Below are 17,598 nucleotides of genomic sequence, written 5' to 3'. Positions count from 1 at the left end.
CCAACGGCCCGCCACGCCGCGAGCCTGCCTGAGACACGGGCGCTGTCCCGTCCCGATCCTGGAAAAGGACCGTAGTGCATGAACCATCATTTATCCCGCCGCCAAGTGGTCGCCGGCCTGTCCCTGCTGAGCATGGGCGGCCTGCTGGCCGGGTGCGGCAATTCCAACGTCCTGCCGTTCAAGCATGGCAAGGACATGAGCAACGAAATCGTCGGGCGCAATTTCAAGCTGCGCGACACTGAAGGCAACTACAAGAGCCTGTCGAGTTTTCGCGGCTACATGCCGCTGGTGTTCTTCGGCTTCACCCAGTGCCCGGCCGTGTGCCCCACGGCGCTGGCGCGTGCCGCGCAGATCAAGAAACTGCTGGGCGCCGACGCGCCGATCTTCCAGGTGATCTTCATCACCCTGGACCCGGAGCGCGACACGCCGCAGATCATCGAAAAATACGTCAAGGCCTTCGACCCTGACTTCGTGGCGCTGTCCGGCACCCTGGAAGAAACCGCCGCGGTGGCCAAGGAGTTCGGCGTGTTCTACGAAAAGGTGCCGCTGGGCGACACCTACACGATCTCGCACACCGCCACCAGCTATGTCTACGACTCGCGGGGCGTGCTGCGCCTGAGCCTGTCGCACAAGCTCACCGCGCAACAATGCGCCGAAGATTTGCTTACGCTTATGGAAGTCTGCTGATGAATGTTCTGACCCGTACCGCTTTCAAAACCACCGTTGCCGCCCTGGCGCTGATCGGCCTGAGCCTGCCGGCCTACGCCGACACCCAGGTGCAGGACGCCTGGGTGCGCGCCACCGTCCCCGGCCAGCCCTCCACCGGCGCCTTCATGCAACTGACCGCCAGCACCGACAGCCAACTGGTTGGCGTGGCCTCCACGGCGGCCAAAATCGTCGAGATTCACCAGACGTCGATGAAAGACGACCGCATGAACATGAACAAGGTCGACAGCGTCGCGCTGCCAGCCGGCAAGCCCGTGGCGTTCGACGCCAACGGCTACCACGTGATGCTGATCGGCCTGGCGGCCCAGGCGAAGGAGGGCGACCAGATCCCGCTGACCCTCACCGTGCAGGACGCCAAGGGCACGCGCCAGACACTGGACGTGCAAGTACCCGTGCGGGCGCTGAACAGCGACGGCCATGACGCACATGCCGGGCATGGGGCGCACATGGGGCATTGATGGGGGCGTGTGAAGCCATCGCTTGAGCGGCTCATCCCGATTATGTGAATTCTGATACCGATCGGATCGTGGCCAGTGCAGGTGCCTTTGACATAGGACCGGCCGGTCGGCGATCCGCTTCAGCCCAGGAACGATACTTACTGATTTTATTGGATTTAAAACTCACCCCTGTAGGAGCGCGCTCTGCCCGCGACCGGCTGCGTTAGCAGTCGTAAATTTGTGGCGTTTAATCAATCTTGCGAGCGCTTCGCACTTGGTCGCGGTGGGCCAGCATTCCGGCAGAGCGCGCTCCTACCAGGTCCCCTGTTTGCTGCGCGACAGTGTGGTGTCAGCTATACGGGGGAATCTCCTGTAGAGGGGGCATTTAATACCCAATAAAGCCAGTCAGGGACTGTGTGTTTGTTTTTGATGGCTTGCGCAGATTTGGACTGTATTAATCATCTGGCCAGTTATCCTTGATGCCCTTTGATTTTCGGTAAAAATAAAGGCACGGCTCGTGCAGTAGCCATCATGGAGATGACAATTACGGCTGCAATCCAAGATCCGTTAAAGTAGATGTCTAGTAGGTTATAAAGTGCCGCAAAGGGTATGGCGATGGTGGTCGTTATCAGGAAGTATTTCATTGGGTTTTGCATTCCGGTGTTTCGTCTTTGACGGGGCACTTGGCGATAATTTTTCCTGTTTGCCAAGTCGCTTGAACTGTTACTGTTTTTTTGATTTCGTTTGAGTGGTCCGCTTTGCGTGCTGTTAGTTTTGCTGCGCGATTAGTCGTGTTGGCTGCTTGGTTTGACAAGGTCTTGAGCGCTTTTCCTGAGCTAATGAGTGTCTTCGCTGAAGCCAGCATGCTCGGTGCAAATATGCTGAATCCGCCTGATAAAAGTAGGTGGCTAACATTGATTTCAATGCACTTCCACTTGATGTCTGTCATCTCGCGATTGTGGTTAATCTTTTCCTGTATTTGTCCAAGTCGTTGTTTGCCGACTTGCATCCCTGTCTCAATGACAGCGCCCAGGGCGAACCTTGTCATGGCGGCATCAAAGGCAAAGCAGGCCTTGGCGCTGCCTTTGTCCTTGAGTAACAACGCATCCAGCCCGAGAGGACGGGGGATCTGCGCCATGTGTGTGAGTCGCTGGAAATCCACGAGATTCCTTGACGGTTGGGTAGGAAACGAGTCTGTGGAAGTCTTGCGAGTCATCAGGCTGAAGACAGCCGGCCGCGTCTGAGGCGGATGTAGGACGGATCGGAAGTGTTGCGGGGCGTGTGCGGGTCTTACATTTTTTGAGGCTTGGCAGAAGGGTTGTTTTCTGTGCCCAGCTTACGGCCGTCTTGTCAGAGAGCCCCGCTCTGCACTGCATTTCAAGGTCAAATTGTCTGCTGATTGCAAGACGCCTCCCTTTAACTTGCAGGAAATTTCCGAGAAAATGCCGACCGCTTGCGCTTGCTCATTTCCCTCACTAGGCTGCCTCGCGTCGCTGATATAAAGCGGCAGGGCTTGGCCGCCCAGGATGGATTGAGAGTGCAGTCGCTTGAGATGTTGTTAGCGGATGCTGGTTGTCCGTGCTCACATTGTTATGGCAGCTGTGCAAGGGACACCTTCGGGTGTGCCGGATTCGCTCTCTCATCCGGTCGGCCAACCCTTGTACTGTTGCCACCCAATCTGCTTGGCCGCAGAGCGAGTGGTAATCCTTGTCCACGAGAGAGGCTTACCCAATGAAAAAGATCGTCCCCGACCCACCCGCTTCAACCCCGACGCCCGCCCCGGGCACCTCCCTGATTTCCTTCGAAGACCAGTTGAACCACGTTTCGGAACTGCTGGGCTGCGCCAATGCGACGGCCTACGAATGTGGAGACAACTTGTGCGGTGAGCAGCGCGCCCTGGCCATGGCGACGACCCATCTGATCGCCCAGGCCCAAGGCGTCATCGACCTGATGATCGATCATTTGCCGCCCATGCCGGAACGGTAGGACGAATCCTGTTTGATAGCCAAGGGGCTGCGCTCGGTCGCGTCAGTCCCTTGTGCGCACAACCCATGCCTATGAATCAACGTCTTGATCGACGCGACTAACTCTGTCGGCCGCTTGTCTGTTCGTAACAAGTTGGCATCAACTTATGACCGGCAGGGTATATGCATTAGAGGGATGAATGAGTGTTCATGGTTTATGCGCCTTACAGGAAAGAAGTCAGGCTTGTAGGAATTATCCCCAAGACTATGTGTGAAGGTTCTGAGATTTTTCTGCGTGATAGCTTTGCGCGGTCGGTTCATATACTGTTTTACTTTGATGTGCGTCACAGTCTTGCTGTGTAGGAATAATTACTAACCAGTCTGGTTCGAATCCTGTATTGGCGTCTTATATCGGGCACGTGCATGGATAAACTGCGTTCGCATCCCAGTGGCGTGATGGTCTGATACTTGTTTTTACGTTTCCGGAGAAGTCATGGCTTCAAACAGCTTTCAAAATGAAGTGCCCAAGGCGCGTGTCAATATCAAGCTGGATCTGCACACCGGCGGCGCGACGAAAAAGGTCGAGCTGCCGCTCAAGCTGATGGTGATGGGCGACTACAGTAACGGCAGAGAGCAGCGTCCACTCTCCGAGCGAGGCAAGGTCAACGTCGACAAGAACAACTTCAACAATGTGCTGGCCGAATTTTCGCCGGCCCTGAAGTTGACGGCCGCCAATACCTTGGCCGGCGATGCGTCCGACATGGCGGTCGAGCTGGACTTTCGCAGCCTCAAGGACTTTGAACCCGAGCAAGTGGCCAGGCAGATTCCGCAACTGCGCGCGCTATTGGCCATGCGTAACCTGCTGCGTGACCTCAAGTCCAACTTGCTGGATAACGCCACGTTTCGTCAGGAACTGGAGCGCATCCTCAAGGATGAGTCGCTCAGCGATGCACTGCGTACCGAATTGAAGGCGCTTGCGCCCCAGCCATAAAGACCGCGTGTTACTTCAAACCAGTCGAAAGGAAGTTTCTGTCATGTCTGCAACGCCATCTTCCGCTTCTTCAGGCGGCGGTCAAATGCTGTCCGAAGAAAGCCAAAGTGTGTATCACACCCTGTTTTCCAGTATCAATCTGAACCCCGTGACAGCGCTGGGCGATGTCGAGACCTTTCAGAATGTCGAGGCCTTGTCCGAAGCCTCGACCGATGAGCGCGTCACGGCAGCGGTCAGTGTATTCCTCGACCTGCTCAAGCAGTCCTCGCACAAGGTCGAGCGCCTCGACAAGACCCTGCTGGATGAACACATCGCCTCGCTGGACTGGCAAATCAGCCGCCAGTTGGATGCGGTCATGCATCACCCTGATTTCCAGCGCGTCGAGTCGACCTGGCGCGGCCTGAAAATGCTGATCGACCAGACCGACTTCCGCCAGAACGTACGCATCGAATTGCTTGACCTGAGCAAGGAGCACCTGGTGCAGGACTTCGATGATGCGCCCGAGATTGCGCAGAGTGGCCTGTACATCCAGACCTATGTCCAGGAATACGACACGCCGGGCGGCGAGCCGATCGCGGCGGCCATTTCCAACTACGAGTTCGACCGCAGCCCGCGTGACACGGCATTGCTGCGCAATATCGCCAAGGTGGCGGCCGCCGCGCACATGCCGTTCATTGGTTCGGTGGGGCCGGCCTTCTTCGGCAAGCAGACCATGGAGGAGGTGGCAGCCATCAAGGACATCGGCAACTACTTCGATCGTGCCGAATACATCAAGTGGAAAGCCTTTCGCGACAGCGACGACTCGCGCTACATCGGCCTGACCATGCCGCGCGTCCTGGGGCGCCTGCCTTATGGACCGGACACAGTGCCGGTGCGCAGTTTCAACTACATCGAAAGCGTCAAGGGCCCCGACCACGGCAAATACCTGTGGACCAATGCCTCGTTTGCCTTCGCGGCCAACATGGTCAAGAGCTTCATCGCCAACGGCTGGTGCGTGCAGATTCGCGGGCCGCAGTCAGGCGGCGCGGTCACAGACCTGCCGATCCACCTGTATGACCTGGGCACCGGCAACCAGGTAAAGATCCCTTCGGAAGTGATGATTCCCGAGACCCGCGAGTTCGAATTCGCCAACCTCGGTTTCATTCCGCTCTCGTATTACAAGAACCGTGACTACGCCTGCTTTTTTTCGGCCAACTCCACGCAGAAGCCGGCCCTGTACGACACCGCCGATGCCACGGCCAACAGCCGCATCAATGCGCGACTGCCCTATATCTTCCTGCTGTCGCGCATTGCCCATTACCTCAAGCTGATCCAGCGCGAAAACATCGGCACCACCAAGGATCGCCGTGTGCTCGAGCAAGAGTTGAACCATTGGGTCGCTGGGCTGGTGACCGAAATGACCGACCCGTCTGATGACCTGCAGGCCTCGCACCCTTTGCGCGAAGCCCGGGTGACGGTCGAAGACATCGAGGACAACCCGGGCTTCTTCCGCGTCAAGCTGTATGCCGTGCCGCATTTTCAGGTTGAGGGCATGGACGTCAACCTGTCGCTGGTCGCACAGATGCCCAAGGCCAAGACCTGATGAAAATCGACCGTCCCCTGTGGGCTGCGGGCGCCCTGTTGTCGCCGCAGCAATTCCAGCAACAGGCTCGCTGGGAAGCCTGGAGCCGCGAGTCCGTGGCGCATTTGTCCGTGGCGCATCCCTGGGGCGTCCAGGCGCTGGCGTTCGACCTGCACGCCCTACGCCTGGGTAAGCTCAAGGCCACGCGGTTGCGCTTGCGCCTGCCTGACGGGACACTGATCGACACCGATTGCGTGGACCGGCTGCCCCCGGCGCTGGAGCTGGCCGTCAGCCTGCCCGAAGACACCCGCAGCGCCACCGTGGTGCTGGCCCTGCCGCTGGAGCAGGCCAACGGCAACAACTGCGAGTTCGGACAAGGCACTGCCAGGCCCGAGCGCCCGCTGCGCTTTCGTCAGGACTGGCGTCAGGTGCAGGACCTCTACGGTGACGAACAACAGTCGGTCGCAGTGCTGGAGCATGTGCTGAGCCTGCGCCTGGTCACCGATGGCAATGCCGACTACGTGACCTGTGCGCTGGTACGCCTGATGCGTGATGAGCAGGGCGCCTGGAGCCTTGATCCCGACTTTGTGCCGCCGCTGCTCAGTGTCGGCGCCCATGCCGGCTTGCTCAATCAGATGGACAACCTGCTGACCCAGCTGTCCGCCAAGCGCCAGCGTCTTATGGCCCTGCGCCGCGAGAGCAACCAGCGCATGGCCGATTTCGCCGTGGCTGATGTGTCGCTGTTCTGGCTGCTCAATACCCTCAACACCTGGCAACCGGCAATCGCCGACCTGCTGGCCCACCCGGCGCGCCACCCCGAGCAGGTGTACGGCGTGCTGAGCCGACTGGCAGGCGGGCTGCTCACCTTTTCTCTCGAGCACGACATCGATGCGATTCCCGTGTACCAGCACGAACAGCTTGAAAACGTGCTCGCGCCCTTGATGCGGACCCTCTCGGTCTTGCTGGAGGCAACGCTGCCTTCGCGGGTCATTGCCCTGCAATTGCAGCAAATAAAAGCCAATCGCTGGCAGGCGAGCCTGACCGACCCGCGCCTGCGCGAGCCTGACGGCGCCGATTTCTACCTGTCGGTACGGTGCCGGTTGTCGCCGGCGCACATGCAGGAGCAGTTTCCCAGGCTGTGCAAGGTGGGCGTGCCGGACGAGGTCGACCGGCTGGTCAATGCCGCGCTCGACGGCGTTGCGCTGCAACCGCTCAACCATGTGCCGGCCGCTATCCCGACCCGCCTGGAAAACCAGTACTTCGTCCTCGACATGAGCAGGGCGCCAGGACGTGCCGTGCTGGATGAAGGCACCTGCGCGTTTTATGTGCCGAGCACCCTGAGCGACGTCAGCCTTGAACTCTTTGCGGTACTGCGTACATGAACCCGACCGCTTTCAGAAAACCTACGGCCAACGCCCTGGACATCGACGCCCTGTTGCAGGACAGCTTCCTGCTGGTGGTCGAACTGCGCCAGGGCGGCGTGGTACAGGCCACCCCCGAGTTGCGCAACCTCTGTGTCCAGCAGGTCACGCAGGTGCGCGAGCAACTCCTGGGTGCAAGCCTGAGCCAGCGCACGATCAGCTACATCAGCCATGCCCAGTGTGCATTGCTGGATGAAACCGTGCTGGCCTGCGCCAAGGATGCTGCCCACTCCCGTTGGGCCGCCGAGCCTTTGCAGGCCGAGTTTTTCGGGCGCCATCAGGCCGGTGAATTTCTCTATGAGGAAATGCGTGAGGTGCTGCGTGAGTCGGCGCCAGACAGGCTTGTGCTGACGGTTTTCCAGCGCGTGCTGATGCTGGGGTTTCACGGGCGCTACGCCCGGCTCGACGACCCGGAGCGCCTGCAACTGCTGGCCATGCTCGACGAGCAGGTCGCGCCCTTGGCGCTTGGCCACACGTTGCCCACCCAGGTTGAAGCCGGCTGGGCATTCAACCCTCTGCATTACCTGCGCTCGCCGTTGATCCATGGCCTGGCAGTGGCCGTCTTGCTGGCGGCAGCCTGGTACGGGCTTGACCATCTGCTGGCCGCACAAATCTCCGGGCTGTTGCCCGGTGCGGTGTGAGGGCGGTCATGACCGTCAAGCTGATACGCGGCCTGTGGCTGTGGGCGGGTGCCCTGACCCTTGCAGTGCAAGGCATGGTCGCACTGACTGCCGAGGCGCATGCCTTGGTGGTGCTGATGATCGCGGGCGTCGTGCTGCTGGGCTGGCGGCAGGCCGGCTTGCGACAGGCGCAACAGGGTCGTTTGCTGGACATGGCCGAAGGCGTTGCCTTGCCACCGGCGAACTACCGCCAACCGCTGGTCATTGTCTGTGGCGATGGCCTGACCGACCTGTTCGGTGCAGCGGGCACCGCGCCACTGGCCTTGCGCATGACTGACAAGGGCTGCTACCTGCGCGCTGCTGATCTGCGGCAATTGCCTGCCCTGGTGGCCAGCCTGCTGACCTTGCACCCGCAATGGCGAGCACAGCTCAGCGTGTTGTTTGTTGCCAGTCCACAGGCCCATGCCGAACGCATGGACCTGAGCGCCCAGGTGCGCAGCCTCGCGCATCAATTTAAGATCATTCGCCGCCGTGGCCTGACCCTGCCGCTGATGGTGGTCAGCTATCTGCAGACCGCCCATGGCCATGACGCCTGGTTTGGCTGGCAGGCCAATCGCACCCAGCCCCAGGTCTACGGGGCGGGCGCCTGCTGCAGCCTGATGGAGTGGCAGCGCCTGGGCCATGACGAAGGTGAGCGCGCCGCGCGATTGCAGGCCTGCGTGCAGCTCGACAGCGCCGCCGCCTGGCTGGCTGAAACCGTACAACCCCATTGGCCCGCGCACGCTGCCCTGCAACCGGTGGCCTGGGCCCTGACCCTGGTGCCGACAGTGCCGCAGCGGGTCGCCGGCAATCTATGGCAACAATGGCTGCGTGACAAGACGGCTTTGATCGATGCACGTTCAAGCGATGAAACAGCGCAACAGCGTTTGCTGCTGCCTGACCCCTTGCTGCACCTGTTGCCCGTGCGCCGCATGGCAGGCGCCACCCAGAAGGCCTGTGTAACGGCCCTGTGGCTGTTCGCCCTGGCCGGGCTGGCTGCCATGAGTCTTTCGGCCCGCAACAACACCCTGTTGCTGCGTCAGGTCAGCGCCGACCTGCAGCGTTACCAATCCATTCCCCAGGCCACCCAGCGCAGCCAGCCCGAGTTTGCCCTGGGCGAAGAGGCGCTGGCCGTGCTGAACCAGAACGCCGTGCGCCTGGAAGGCTATTACCGTTACGGTGCGCCCTGGTCGCTGGGGCTGGGCCTTTATCAAGGTGAATACCTGAGGCCGCTGTTGCAGTCGGCCATTGGCAGCCATCGCCAGCCACCGTACGCCCCGCCTGCACCACAGCCGGCACCGGTTCGTCTTGACAGCCTGTCGCTGTTCAACACCGCCAGCGCCCGGCTCAAGCCCGAGTCCACCAAGGTGCTGATCAATGCACTGGTCGACATCAAGGCCCAGCCCGGCTGGCTGATCGTCATTGCCGGGCACACCGATGCCACCGGCAATGCCGAGCACAACCTGCACCTGTCCCGCGCCCGCGCTGCGGCCGTACGCGACTGGATGCAGCGCATGGGCGACCTGCCGGACAGCTGCTTTGCAGTGCAGGGCTTTGGCGCCAGCCAGCCGATTGCCAGCAACGACACCGAAAGCGGACGCACGGCCAACCGTCGCGTCGATATCCGCCTGGTACCCGAAGCCGGAGCCTGCGTGCTTTCTGCCTCGACACCGGGCCGGCAACCCCCGTCGCCTGTAGCGACATCCAATCACTGAGCAAGGAGCTTCAAATGGCAATTCCCGTTTACCTGTGGCTGACCAACGACGGCGGTGCAGAGATCAAAGGCGGCGTGAACGTAGAGGGCCGTGAGGGCAGCATTGAGGTCACGGCCAAAGAACACAGCCTGTTCATCCGCACGGACGACAACACCGGCAAGCTGGCCGGGGCGCGTCTTCATGCGCCTTACCGGTTCACCAAGGAAATCGATTCGAGCTCGCCCTATCTCTACAAGGCGGTCAGCACCGGACAGACCCTCAAGAGTGCCGAGTTCAAGTTCTACCGCATTGACGATGCCGGCAATGAAGTCGAGTACTTCAGCACCTTGCTGGAGAACGTCAAGGTGGTGATGGTGGCGCCGAGGATGCACGACATCAAGGACCCGACCAAGGACAAGCACAACCACCTGGAAGAGATCGAACTGCGTTACGAGAAGATCACCTGGACCTACAAGGACGGCAACATCCAGCACTCGGACGCCTGGACCGAACGCAAGACCGCCTGATGCAGGCCCGTCGTGCGGGGCCTGTCCGGCGCCGCACGGCTCTGATTGAACGCCAAGAACCACCCCCGAATTTTGCAAGGACATCCTGAGCATGGTCCCCAGCCCCACCCGTTTGCTGCGTCGCCTCAACCCCTACTGCGCCCAGGCGCTGAGCGAGGCGGCGAGCCTGTGCCAGCAGCGTGGCCATGCCCAGGTCAGCGTCGAGCACTGGCTGCTCAAGTTGCTGGGGCAGGGCGAGGGCGACCTGCCGCTGGTCGCCCGCCGCTGCGAGTGGAACATCGAGGCGCTCTGGCAGGGGCTGCTCGACCACCTCGACAGCCTGCCGCGCAGCGTACAGGCCAAGCCCCAGCTGTGCCCCAGGCTGCAGCAATTGATCAAGAACGCTTGGCTGCGCGCATCGCTGCAAGACGGCAACGACAGCCTGCGCTCCATACACCTGCTGGGTGCGTTGCTGGAGACCCCGGGCCTGTTGGCCTGCGAAGCCGCCTGGCCGTTGCTGGGCCTGACTGAAAGTCGCTTGCAGCAGATGCAGCCGTTTCTCGACCAGCATTCTCAAGAGCGTCAACCGCAACAACAGGCTCCGGCACCCTGCGCGGTCGACGACCTGCTGCCCGTTGTCCCGGCGCCTGCAGAGCCCTCTGCCGTACTGGACCGGTTCACCCACGACATGACCGCCCAGGCCCGCAATGGCCAGATCGACCCGGTGTGCGGACGTGACGATGAAATCCGTCAGGTCATCGACATTCTCAGCCGGCGACGCAAGAACAACCCCATCCTGGTGGGCGAGCCCGGCGTCGGCAAGACCGCACTGGTCGAAGGGCTGGCCCTGCGCATCGCCGAGGGCAATGTGCCCGACAGCCTCAAACCGGTGCGCGTGCGCACCCTGGACCTGGGCTTGTTGCAGGCCGGCGCCGGGGTCAAGGGCGAGTTCGAACAGCGCCTGAAAAACGTGATCGAAGCCGTGCAGCAAGCGCCCCAGCCGATCCTGCTGTTCATCGACGAAGCCCATACCCTGGTCGGTGCCGGCAACCAGGCCGGCGGTGCCGATGCCGCCAACCTGCTCAAGCCGGCCCTGGCCCGTGGAGAGCTGCGCACCATCGCCGCCACCACCTGGAGCGAGTACAAGCAGTATTTCGAGCGCGACGCCGCGCTGGAGCGCCGCTTCCAGCAGGTCAAGGTCGACGAGCCCGATGACCACAATGCCTGCCTCATGCTGCGCGGCCTCAAGGCCCGCTACGCCAGCCACCACGGCGTGCACATTCAGGACGCGGCGGTGCAGGCGGCGGTCAGCCTGTCGCGCCGCTACCTCACTGGCCGGCAATTGCCCGACAAGGCTGTCGACCTGCTCGACACCGCCAGCGCCCGGGTACGCATGAGCCTGGACTGCGAACCCCAGGCGCTGGTGCAGCTCAAGGCCAGCCTCACTGGCCTGGCGCTGGAGCGTGAAGCGCTCGAACAGGACGCCCGGCTCAACGGGGTCAATGCCCGCGAACGCCTGGCACTTATCGACCGCCAGCAGGCCGGGCTGCACCAGCAGCAAGCCGTATTGACCCAACAGCACCAGCGCGAACGCGAACTGGCCCGGCAACTGCTCGACGCCCGCCAGGCCCAGGCCCCCTGCGCGGAGCACTGTGCCCGCCTGCAACGCCATCTGCACGAGGTGCAAGGCCACCACCCGTTGCTGTCGCTTGACGTCAGTGCCCGCAGCCTGGCCGAAGTGATTGCCGACTGGACCGGTGTGCCGCTGGGCAGCCTGCTCAAGGACCAGCAGGCCAGCCTGCTGGCGCTGGAGCAGCAACTGGGTGACCGCGTGATCGGCCAGCCCCAGGCCCTTGGCGCCCTGGCCCAGCGCCTGCGCGCCGCCCGCACCGGCCTGACCGATGACAAGGCACCGCAAGGCGTATTCCTGCTGGTGGGCAGCAGCGGCGTGGGCAAGACCGAAACCGCCCTGGCCCTGGCCGACAGCCTGTTCGGCGGCGAAAAATCGCTGATCACCATCAACCTGTCCGAATACCAGGAAGCCCACACCGTCAGCCAGCTCAAGGGCTCGCCGCCCGGTTACGTCGGCTACGGCCAGGGCGGTGTATTGACCGAAGCCGTGCGCCAGCGCCCCTACAGCGTGGTGCTGCTCGACGAAGTGGAAAAGGCCCACCGCGACGTGATCAACCTGTTCTACCAGGTCTTCGACCGGGGCTTCATGCGCGACGGTGAAGGCCGCGAAATCGACTTTCGCAACACGGTCATCCTCATGACCTCCAACCTGGGCAGCGATCAATTGCAAGCCCGCCTGGACCACGCGCCTGACACCCCGGACAGTGGCCTCCAGGAACTGCTGCGGCCGATCCTGCGCGAGCACTTTCAACCCGCCTTGCTGGCGCGCTTCCAGACCCTGATCTACCGCCCGCTGCAGGCCAAGGCACTCAAGACCATCGTCGGCCTGAAGCTCGCCAGGGTCGCCCGCCGGCTGGCCGAACACTACGGCCTGCACTGCCAGACCGACGACGCCTTGCACGACGCCCTGGTCGCCGCCTGCCTGCTGCCTGACAGCGGCGCACGCAACATCGACAGCCTGCTGAACCAGCAGATATTGCCGGTGCTGAGCCAGCAGTTGCTGGAACGGCAGGCCGCCAGCGTCAAGACCTGCGGGGTGGTGATGGGGTATGGGGAGGAGGGGGTGAGTGTGCGGTTTATGGATGATTATTGAAAGAGAGCCTTATGCACTCATTAAATCCGGGCTTTACTTCGTTAGTTTTCGAGTTTGATCAGTGGCGTGTCTCAGCAAAGTAAATAAATACTTTTGTAGGAGATTTCCTGAAGTGTGTTGGGAAATATCTGTTTTGGTGGGGCGCTATGGAATAGCTCTTTTGAATCATTCATTGTCACGCTTTGTTTAAGTTCTGCAATAAGTTGCAGTGAATTAATTAAATATCGTCAATCAATAAGTCGAGCGTCCAGCCCTGCCGGCTGACTTTTATTTGTCTCCGAACTTCGTCGAGCCTGACCCATGCCCAGCCCACTGCCCGTTATCTTCGACCACAGCTGCCACACCCTGCATGTCGACGACGTCAAGGACCGGCTCGACGTGCTGGCCTTCGAGGGCGAAGAGCACCTGAGCCAGCCCTTCACCTACCGCATCGAATTCACCTGCCCGCAGCAGGACCTCGCCGCCGAACAGTTCCTGGGCCGGGCCGGGCATTTCAGCCTGCACCCACCGGCGCACACCCTGCCCAGGGCGCTGCCGGGTTTTCCCGTGCCGGCGGTGGTGCCGTTGCGCACGCTGCGCGGCACGATCACCGGCCTGCAGCGTTTGTCAGGCTCCGTTGACGAGGCGCGCTACGAAGTCACCCTGCAGCCGCGTCTGGCCCTGCTGGCCCGTGGCCGGCAATACCGCCTCTACCAGGACCGGTCGGTGCCGCAGATCGTCGAGCACATCCTGCGCAGCCGGCACGGCTTTCTCGGTCAGGACTTCATCTTCACCCTGTCACGCGAGTACCCGCGCCGCGAGCAGGTCATGCAGTATGGCGAAAGCGACCTGGCCTTCATCGACCGGCTGCTGGCCGAGGTCGGCATCTGGTACCGCGTCACCAGCGATGACCGCCTGCGCATCGACGTGGTGCAGTTCCACGACGACCAGCGCCAGTACCAGCGTGGCGTCAAGCTGGCCCAGCACCCGCCGTCGGGCTTTGCCAGCCATGAAGACAGCGTCTGGGCCTTGCAGACCCGCCACCAGGTGGTGGAAAAGAACATTCACTTTCGCAGCTACGACCCGCGCAACCTGCACACCTGGCTCAAGGGCGAGGTCGACCACAGCCGGCGGGCCACCACCACCTACGGCGAGGCCTATCACTACGCCGAACCCTACACAGCGCTGGGCGACCCGCTGGCGCTGGACGAAGACCTGCTCAGCGAAAGCGGCTTTTTCTATGCGCGGCTGCGCCATGAGCGCTACCTCAATGACCAGGTGCGCCTGAGCGGCACCAGCAGCAGCGCCACCCTGGCGCCGGGGCAGGTGCTGAACATCCTCGACGACGCCCCGAAGGCCTTCGCGCCGGGCGCAGTGCTGACCCGCCTGATCACCCGCGCCGCCCGCGACAGCAGCCTGATCGCGCACTTCGAGGCCATCCCGTACTCGGAAACCGTGTGCTTTCGCCCGCCGTTGCCGGACAAGCCGCGCATGGCCGGCACCGTGCCGGCGCGGGTCACCAGCAACCATGCCAACGACCCCTACAGCCACATCGACCGCGAAGGCCGCTACAAGGTCAGCTTCCTGTTCGACCGCGACGAATGGCCCCAGGGCAAGGAAAGCATGTGGCTGCGCCTGGCCCGGCCCTACGCCGGAGACGTGCACGGGCTGCACCTGCCGCTGATCCAGGGCACCGAAGTGGCCGTGGCCTTCGAACAGGGCGACCCGGACAAGCCCTACATCGCCCACGCCCTGCACGACAGCGGGCACGTCGACCACGTGACCCTGGGCAAGCGCGACTACACCCGCAACGTGCTGCGCACCCCGGCCAACAACAAGCTGCGCATGGAAGACCGGCGCGGCGAAGAACACGTCAAGCTCAGCACCGAGTACAGCGGCAAGAGCCAGCTCAACCTGGGGCACCTGGTGGATGCCGAAAAACACAAGCGCGGCGAAGGCTTCGAGCTGCGCACCGACGGCTGGGGCGCGATCCGGGCGGGCAAGGGGCTGTTCATCAGCGCCGATGAACAGGCCAAGGCGCAGGGGCCGGTGCTGGAGATGGCTGCCGCCCTCGACCACCTGCAACAGGCTGGCGAACAACTGCAAGGCCTGAGTACCGACGCCCAGGCCAGCGAAGCCGACGCCGCCGACGTGCAGGCCCAGCTCGACCTGCTCAGGCAGGACCTTGAACACCTCAAATCCTCGGTGCTGCTGCTTAGCGCGCCCCAGGGCATCGCCCTGACCAGCGGCCGGCACCTGCAACTGGCGGCGCAGGACAACCTGATGCTCAACGCCGGCGGCCACGCCGACATGAGCGTGGTCAAGCGCCTGTTCATGGGCGTGGGCCAGGGACTGAGCCTGTTCGTGCGCACGCTGGGCATCAAGCTGATCGCCAACCAGGGGCCGATCAAGGTCCAGGCCCAGAACGACTGCCTGCAACTGCTGGCCCGCCAGGCCGTGCAGATCACCAGCAGCGAAGACGAAATCCACATCGTGGCCAAGAAGCGGATCGTGATCAACGCCGGCGGCAGCTACATCACCCTGGACGGCAACGGCATCGAATCGGGCACCGCAGGCGACTACGACGTCAAGGCGGCGCACTTCGAATACAGCGGCGCGGCGAGCATGACGGCCACGCACCCGGCGTATCCGCAGAGCTTGAGCAGGCAACCGCTGCTGATCAATCTGGGCCAGGCCGCCAATGCCACAGCCAGCCGTTGGGCGGGCATGCCGTACACGCTGTATGCCGATGGCGCCCTCCTGCAAAAAGGCGTGCTCGACGACAGCGGCAAGTTGCCGGTTGACCACCAGGTGGTGACCCGCGAATACCGGCTGGAGCTGGCCAATGGCGTGAAATACCGATTGCCGGTGCCTACGGAGTACAGCAATCCCGAGCAGGGTGGGCTGGCCAATCTGGGTTTGCACAAGCATGCGACAAAAAACACGGCACAGGCCATGGAAGGGGCGTCGCCCGCCGAGCATCGCGAGCTGTATGCGCTTGCCATGCAAAAGCTCAACGACCAGAAAGGAAGTGCAAAATGAATCAGGATGACATCGTCACGCCGGTCGCGTTTCAACACACCAACGAGGCCTGGTGCTTCCCGCCCTGGTATGTGCAAGGCACCGAATACCGTCCCGCGCTGGCGACTTACCAGCCGCTGGTCAATGGCGAAGAAACCTTTCGGGCCGTGCATCAGGCGATTGCCAGGGCAACCAAAACCGTCGACATCATCTGCTGGGGATTTCAGCCGTCGATGTTCCTGATGCGCGAAAACGATCTTTGTGCCCCCAGCATCGGGCAACTACTGATGCTCAAGGCCGAGCAAGGGGTTCAGGTGCGGGTGCTGGCCTGGGAGGCTCCTCTCAATACCGCCGGATACGCCGGCGAGGCCAACCTGCCCGGTAAAGGAACATTGCGGCTCTGGAGCCGGGCCTTGCAACACTCCACAGAAGAGCAGTACGCATTCGACAAGTACTGGTATGCCACCTGTGCCATCCCAGGCGATGAAGCGATTCGCCGGCTCGACAAGGGCCTGCCCCTGTTCGTGACGCGCGGCTTTGACAGGCGGGAGCGGTTCGAAATCCTGCACTGGCTCAACTACGCCAGTCTTGACCCGGGCCTTCGCGGCCGGACAAAAGCGGCAATGTTCGCGGCGCCGAGCCATCATCAAAAGACCGTACTGGTGGACTATGAAGTACCCGACCGCGCCACCGGGTTCGTCATGGGCCATAACCTGCTCGATGAGTACTGGGACACCGACGAGCACCTGTCACAGAACCGTACCCCGCAGAGCAAACCTGCACCTGATCAGGGTGCGCGTGGCAAAGACCCGCGTCAGGACATTTCCTGCCAGATCAGCGGGCCGATTCTTGAGCACCTGCACGATAGCTTCGCAGTGGCCTGGCGCAAGGAAACCGGTGAAGACCTGCTGGTCTCCCGCAATGCCGGACACATCGGGCCGCAGCAACAGTGCATCCCCGAGGCGACCCGACAGGTGGCGCAAATTCTGGTGACCCAGGCGCAAACGGAACCGCCCCCGCCCGAACAGGACCAGCCGTACGAGGGCAAGCGCGAGATTGAGCGGCTCTACCTGCAGGCCGTGAATAACGCGACCCGGTTTATCTATATCGAAAACCAGTACTTTCGCTGGCCAGTGCTGGCGGAAAAAATCAAGGAAGTCGCGGCGGCTCTGACACGTGGCGGCAGCAATCCGGGTGTACATGGCGCCCTGCACCTGTTCGTGATCACCAACGCTACCGAAGACGGCATTGGCCCAGGCACCGTGAATACCCAAAGGATGCTCGAAAGCCTGGGGCGCGCCGATACCATGCCCAATATCACCAAACTGCACCGCCTCGACCAAGTGAAAAGAACGATGCCAGCCCGGCCCAATCCAGACTTCGATGATCTGGAAGGGCAAAAAGAGCTTGAAGAATGGGAAAACGAACGTACCCAACGACGCAATGCCATCAAGGGCAGCATGCTCGTACCGCAATCGCATCCGGGCCTGAAGATGCACATCTGCTCACTGGTGGCCCCCGATTCCCCGGCGGGCATGCCGTGGAAACCAGTGTATATCCACTCCAAGCTGATGATCGTCGACGATGTGTTCACCACGCAGGGTTCGACCAATATCAATACCCGCAGCATGCAGGTCGACAGCGAACTGAACATTGCGCATGACTGGGCCAGTGTGACCAAGGCTTTAAGGCGGCGCCTGTGGGATCTGCATACGAAAGGAAGAGGGGCGCAGGATGATGAGGTATTGGCGTTTGCAGCTTGGGGAGAACTCATTCAGAAAAATAGATTTTTATTAAAAGAAAAAGAAGCTCCTAGTACACCTCTTGTCGAGTTTTACTATGATCAAGCCCAACTGACGGACGACGATTAATGTGCCGGATGTTTTTGTTGTCGAGCCTGGTGCTGGCTGTCTG

13 protein-coding genes are annotated in these 17,598 nt (G+C 61.8%); 12 read left to right on the top strand and 1 reads right to left on the bottom strand.

Annotation, left to right across the window (positions count from 1 at the left end):
* Positions 1-78 precede the first annotated feature (78 nt).
* Positions 79-687: an SCO family protein gene (locus ASF84_RS16395; protein ID WP_056839868.1), complete on the top strand. Its 609-nt coding sequence runs from the start codon at positions 79-81 to the stop codon at positions 685-687.
* Positions 687-1,184, top strand: coding sequence for a copper chaperone PCu(A)C (locus ASF84_RS16390; protein WP_056839867.1), 498 nt, complete (start codon positions 687-689; stop codon positions 1,182-1,184). Before ASF84_RS16395 ends, ASF84_RS16390 begins: the two co-directional genes overlap by 1 nt.
* A gap of 619 nt (positions 1,185-1,803) precedes the next feature.
* Here the strand turns inward: ASF84_RS16390 and ASF84_RS16385 are convergent.
* Positions 1,804-2,301 (bottom strand): hypothetical protein, encoded by a 498-nt coding sequence (locus ASF84_RS16385; RefSeq protein ID WP_056839866.1) that lies wholly within the window; start codon positions 2,299-2,301, stop codon positions 1,804-1,806.
* 593 nt (positions 2,302-2,894) lie between these two features.
* Between ASF84_RS16385 and ASF84_RS16380 the strand changes: the two genes are divergently transcribed.
* The 10 genes from ASF84_RS16380 to ASF84_RS16335 all read left to right on the top strand — a co-directional run bounded on the left by ASF84_RS16380 (position 2,895) and on the right by ASF84_RS16335 (position 17,555).
* The gene (locus tag ASF84_RS16380; protein WP_236709436.1) at positions 2,895-3,149 is read left to right on the top strand and encodes a DUF6124 family protein; all 255 of its coding nucleotides are present in this window, start codon (positions 2,895-2,897) and stop codon (positions 3,147-3,149) included.
* A 471-nt stretch (positions 3,150-3,620) separates the two neighbouring features.
* The gene (tssB, locus tag ASF84_RS16375; RefSeq protein ID WP_056839865.1) at positions 3,621-4,118 is read left to right on the top strand and encodes a type VI secretion system contractile sheath small subunit; all 498 of its coding nucleotides are present in this window, start codon (positions 3,621-3,623) and stop codon (positions 4,116-4,118) included.
* Positions 4,119-4,203: 85 nt separating this feature from the next.
* On the top strand, positions 4,204-5,700 hold the full coding sequence (gene tssC, locus ASF84_RS16370) for a type VI secretion system contractile sheath large subunit (RefSeq protein ID WP_442963060.1): 1,497 nt from the start codon (positions 4,204-4,206) through the stop codon (positions 5,698-5,700).
* Complete coding sequence (gene tssK / locus ASF84_RS16365; protein WP_056839863.1) at positions 5,700-7,061, top strand: type VI secretion system baseplate subunit TssK; 1,362 nt, start codon at positions 5,700-5,702, stop codon at positions 7,059-7,061. Before tssC ends, tssK begins: the two co-directional genes overlap by 1 nt.
* Positions 7,058-7,741, top strand: coding sequence for a type VI secretion system protein TssL, short form (gene tssL / locus ASF84_RS16360; RefSeq protein ID WP_056839862.1), 684 nt, complete (start codon positions 7,058-7,060; stop codon positions 7,739-7,741). Before tssK ends, tssL begins: the two co-directional genes overlap by 4 nt.
* Before the next feature lie 8 nt (positions 7,742-7,749).
* Positions 7,750-9,474, top strand: coding sequence for an OmpA family protein (locus ASF84_RS16355; RefSeq protein ID WP_056839861.1), 1,725 nt, complete (start codon positions 7,750-7,752; stop codon positions 9,472-9,474).
* 14 nt (positions 9,475-9,488) lie between these two features.
* Entirely contained in the window at positions 9,489-9,980 is a 492-nt protein-coding gene (locus ASF84_RS16350; RefSeq protein WP_056839860.1) for an Hcp family type VI secretion system effector, read from the top strand.
* A 91-nt stretch (positions 9,981-10,071) separates the two neighbouring features.
* Positions 10,072-12,684 (top strand): type VI secretion system ATPase TssH, encoded by a 2,613-nt coding sequence (tssH, locus tag ASF84_RS16345; protein ID WP_056839859.1) that lies wholly within the window; start codon positions 10,072-10,074, stop codon positions 12,682-12,684.
* 300 nt (positions 12,685-12,984) lie between these two features.
* Positions 12,985-15,705, top strand: coding sequence for a type VI secretion system Vgr family protein (locus ASF84_RS16340; protein WP_056839858.1), 2,721 nt, complete (start codon positions 12,985-12,987; stop codon positions 15,703-15,705).
* On the top strand, positions 15,702-17,555 hold the full coding sequence (locus ASF84_RS16335) for a phospholipase D-like domain-containing protein (RefSeq protein ID WP_056839857.1): 1,854 nt from the start codon (positions 15,702-15,704) through the stop codon (positions 17,553-17,555). The genes ASF84_RS16340 and ASF84_RS16335 overlap by 4 nt, the downstream gene beginning before the upstream one ends.
* Positions 17,556-17,598: the final 43 nt, after the last annotated feature.

The organism is Pseudomonas sp. Leaf127 (genome assembly GCF_001423155.1).
Lineage (GTDB): Bacteria > Pseudomonadota > Gammaproteobacteria > Pseudomonadales > Pseudomonadaceae > Aquipseudomonas > Aquipseudomonas ovata.
This window is presented reverse-complemented; position numbering and strand designations above follow the sequence as displayed.

Bases quoted from the DNA above. Each gene is read 5' to 3' on its own strand.
- ASF84_RS16395 (WP_056839868.1), top strand. From the start codon at position 79: ATGAACCATCATTTATCCCGCCGCCAAGTGGTCGCCGGCCTGTCCCTG.
- ASF84_RS16390 (WP_056839867.1), top strand. From the start codon at position 687: ATGAATGTTCTGACCCGTACCGCTTTCAAAACCACCGTTGCCGCCCTG.
- ASF84_RS16385 (WP_056839866.1), bottom strand. From the start codon at position 2,301: ATGGCGCAGATCCCCCGTCCTCTCGGGCTGGATGCGTTGTTACTCAAG.
- ASF84_RS16380 (WP_236709436.1), top strand. From the start codon at position 2,895: ATGAAAAAGATCGTCCCCGACCCACCCGCTTCAACCCCGACGCCCGCC.
- tssB (WP_056839865.1), top strand. From the start codon at position 3,621: ATGGCTTCAAACAGCTTTCAAAATGAAGTGCCCAAGGCGCGTGTCAAT.
- tssC (WP_442963060.1), top strand. From the start codon at position 4,204: ATGCTGTCCGAAGAAAGCCAAAGTGTGTATCACACCCTGTTTTCCAGT.
- tssK (WP_056839863.1), top strand. From the start codon at position 5,700: ATGAAAATCGACCGTCCCCTGTGGGCTGCGGGCGCCCTGTTGTCGCCG.
- tssL (WP_056839862.1), top strand. From the start codon at position 7,058: ATGAACCCGACCGCTTTCAGAAAACCTACGGCCAACGCCCTGGACATC.
- ASF84_RS16355 (WP_056839861.1), top strand. From the start codon at position 7,750: ATGACCGTCAAGCTGATACGCGGCCTGTGGCTGTGGGCGGGTGCCCTG.
- ASF84_RS16350 (WP_056839860.1), top strand. From the start codon at position 9,489: ATGGCAATTCCCGTTTACCTGTGGCTGACCAACGACGGCGGTGCAGAG.
- tssH (WP_056839859.1), top strand. From the start codon at position 10,072: ATGGTCCCCAGCCCCACCCGTTTGCTGCGTCGCCTCAACCCCTACTGC.
- ASF84_RS16340 (WP_056839858.1), top strand. From the start codon at position 12,985: ATGCCCAGCCCACTGCCCGTTATCTTCGACCACAGCTGCCACACCCTG.
- ASF84_RS16335 (WP_056839857.1), top strand. From the start codon at position 15,702: ATGAATCAGGATGACATCGTCACGCCGGTCGCGTTTCAACACACCAAC.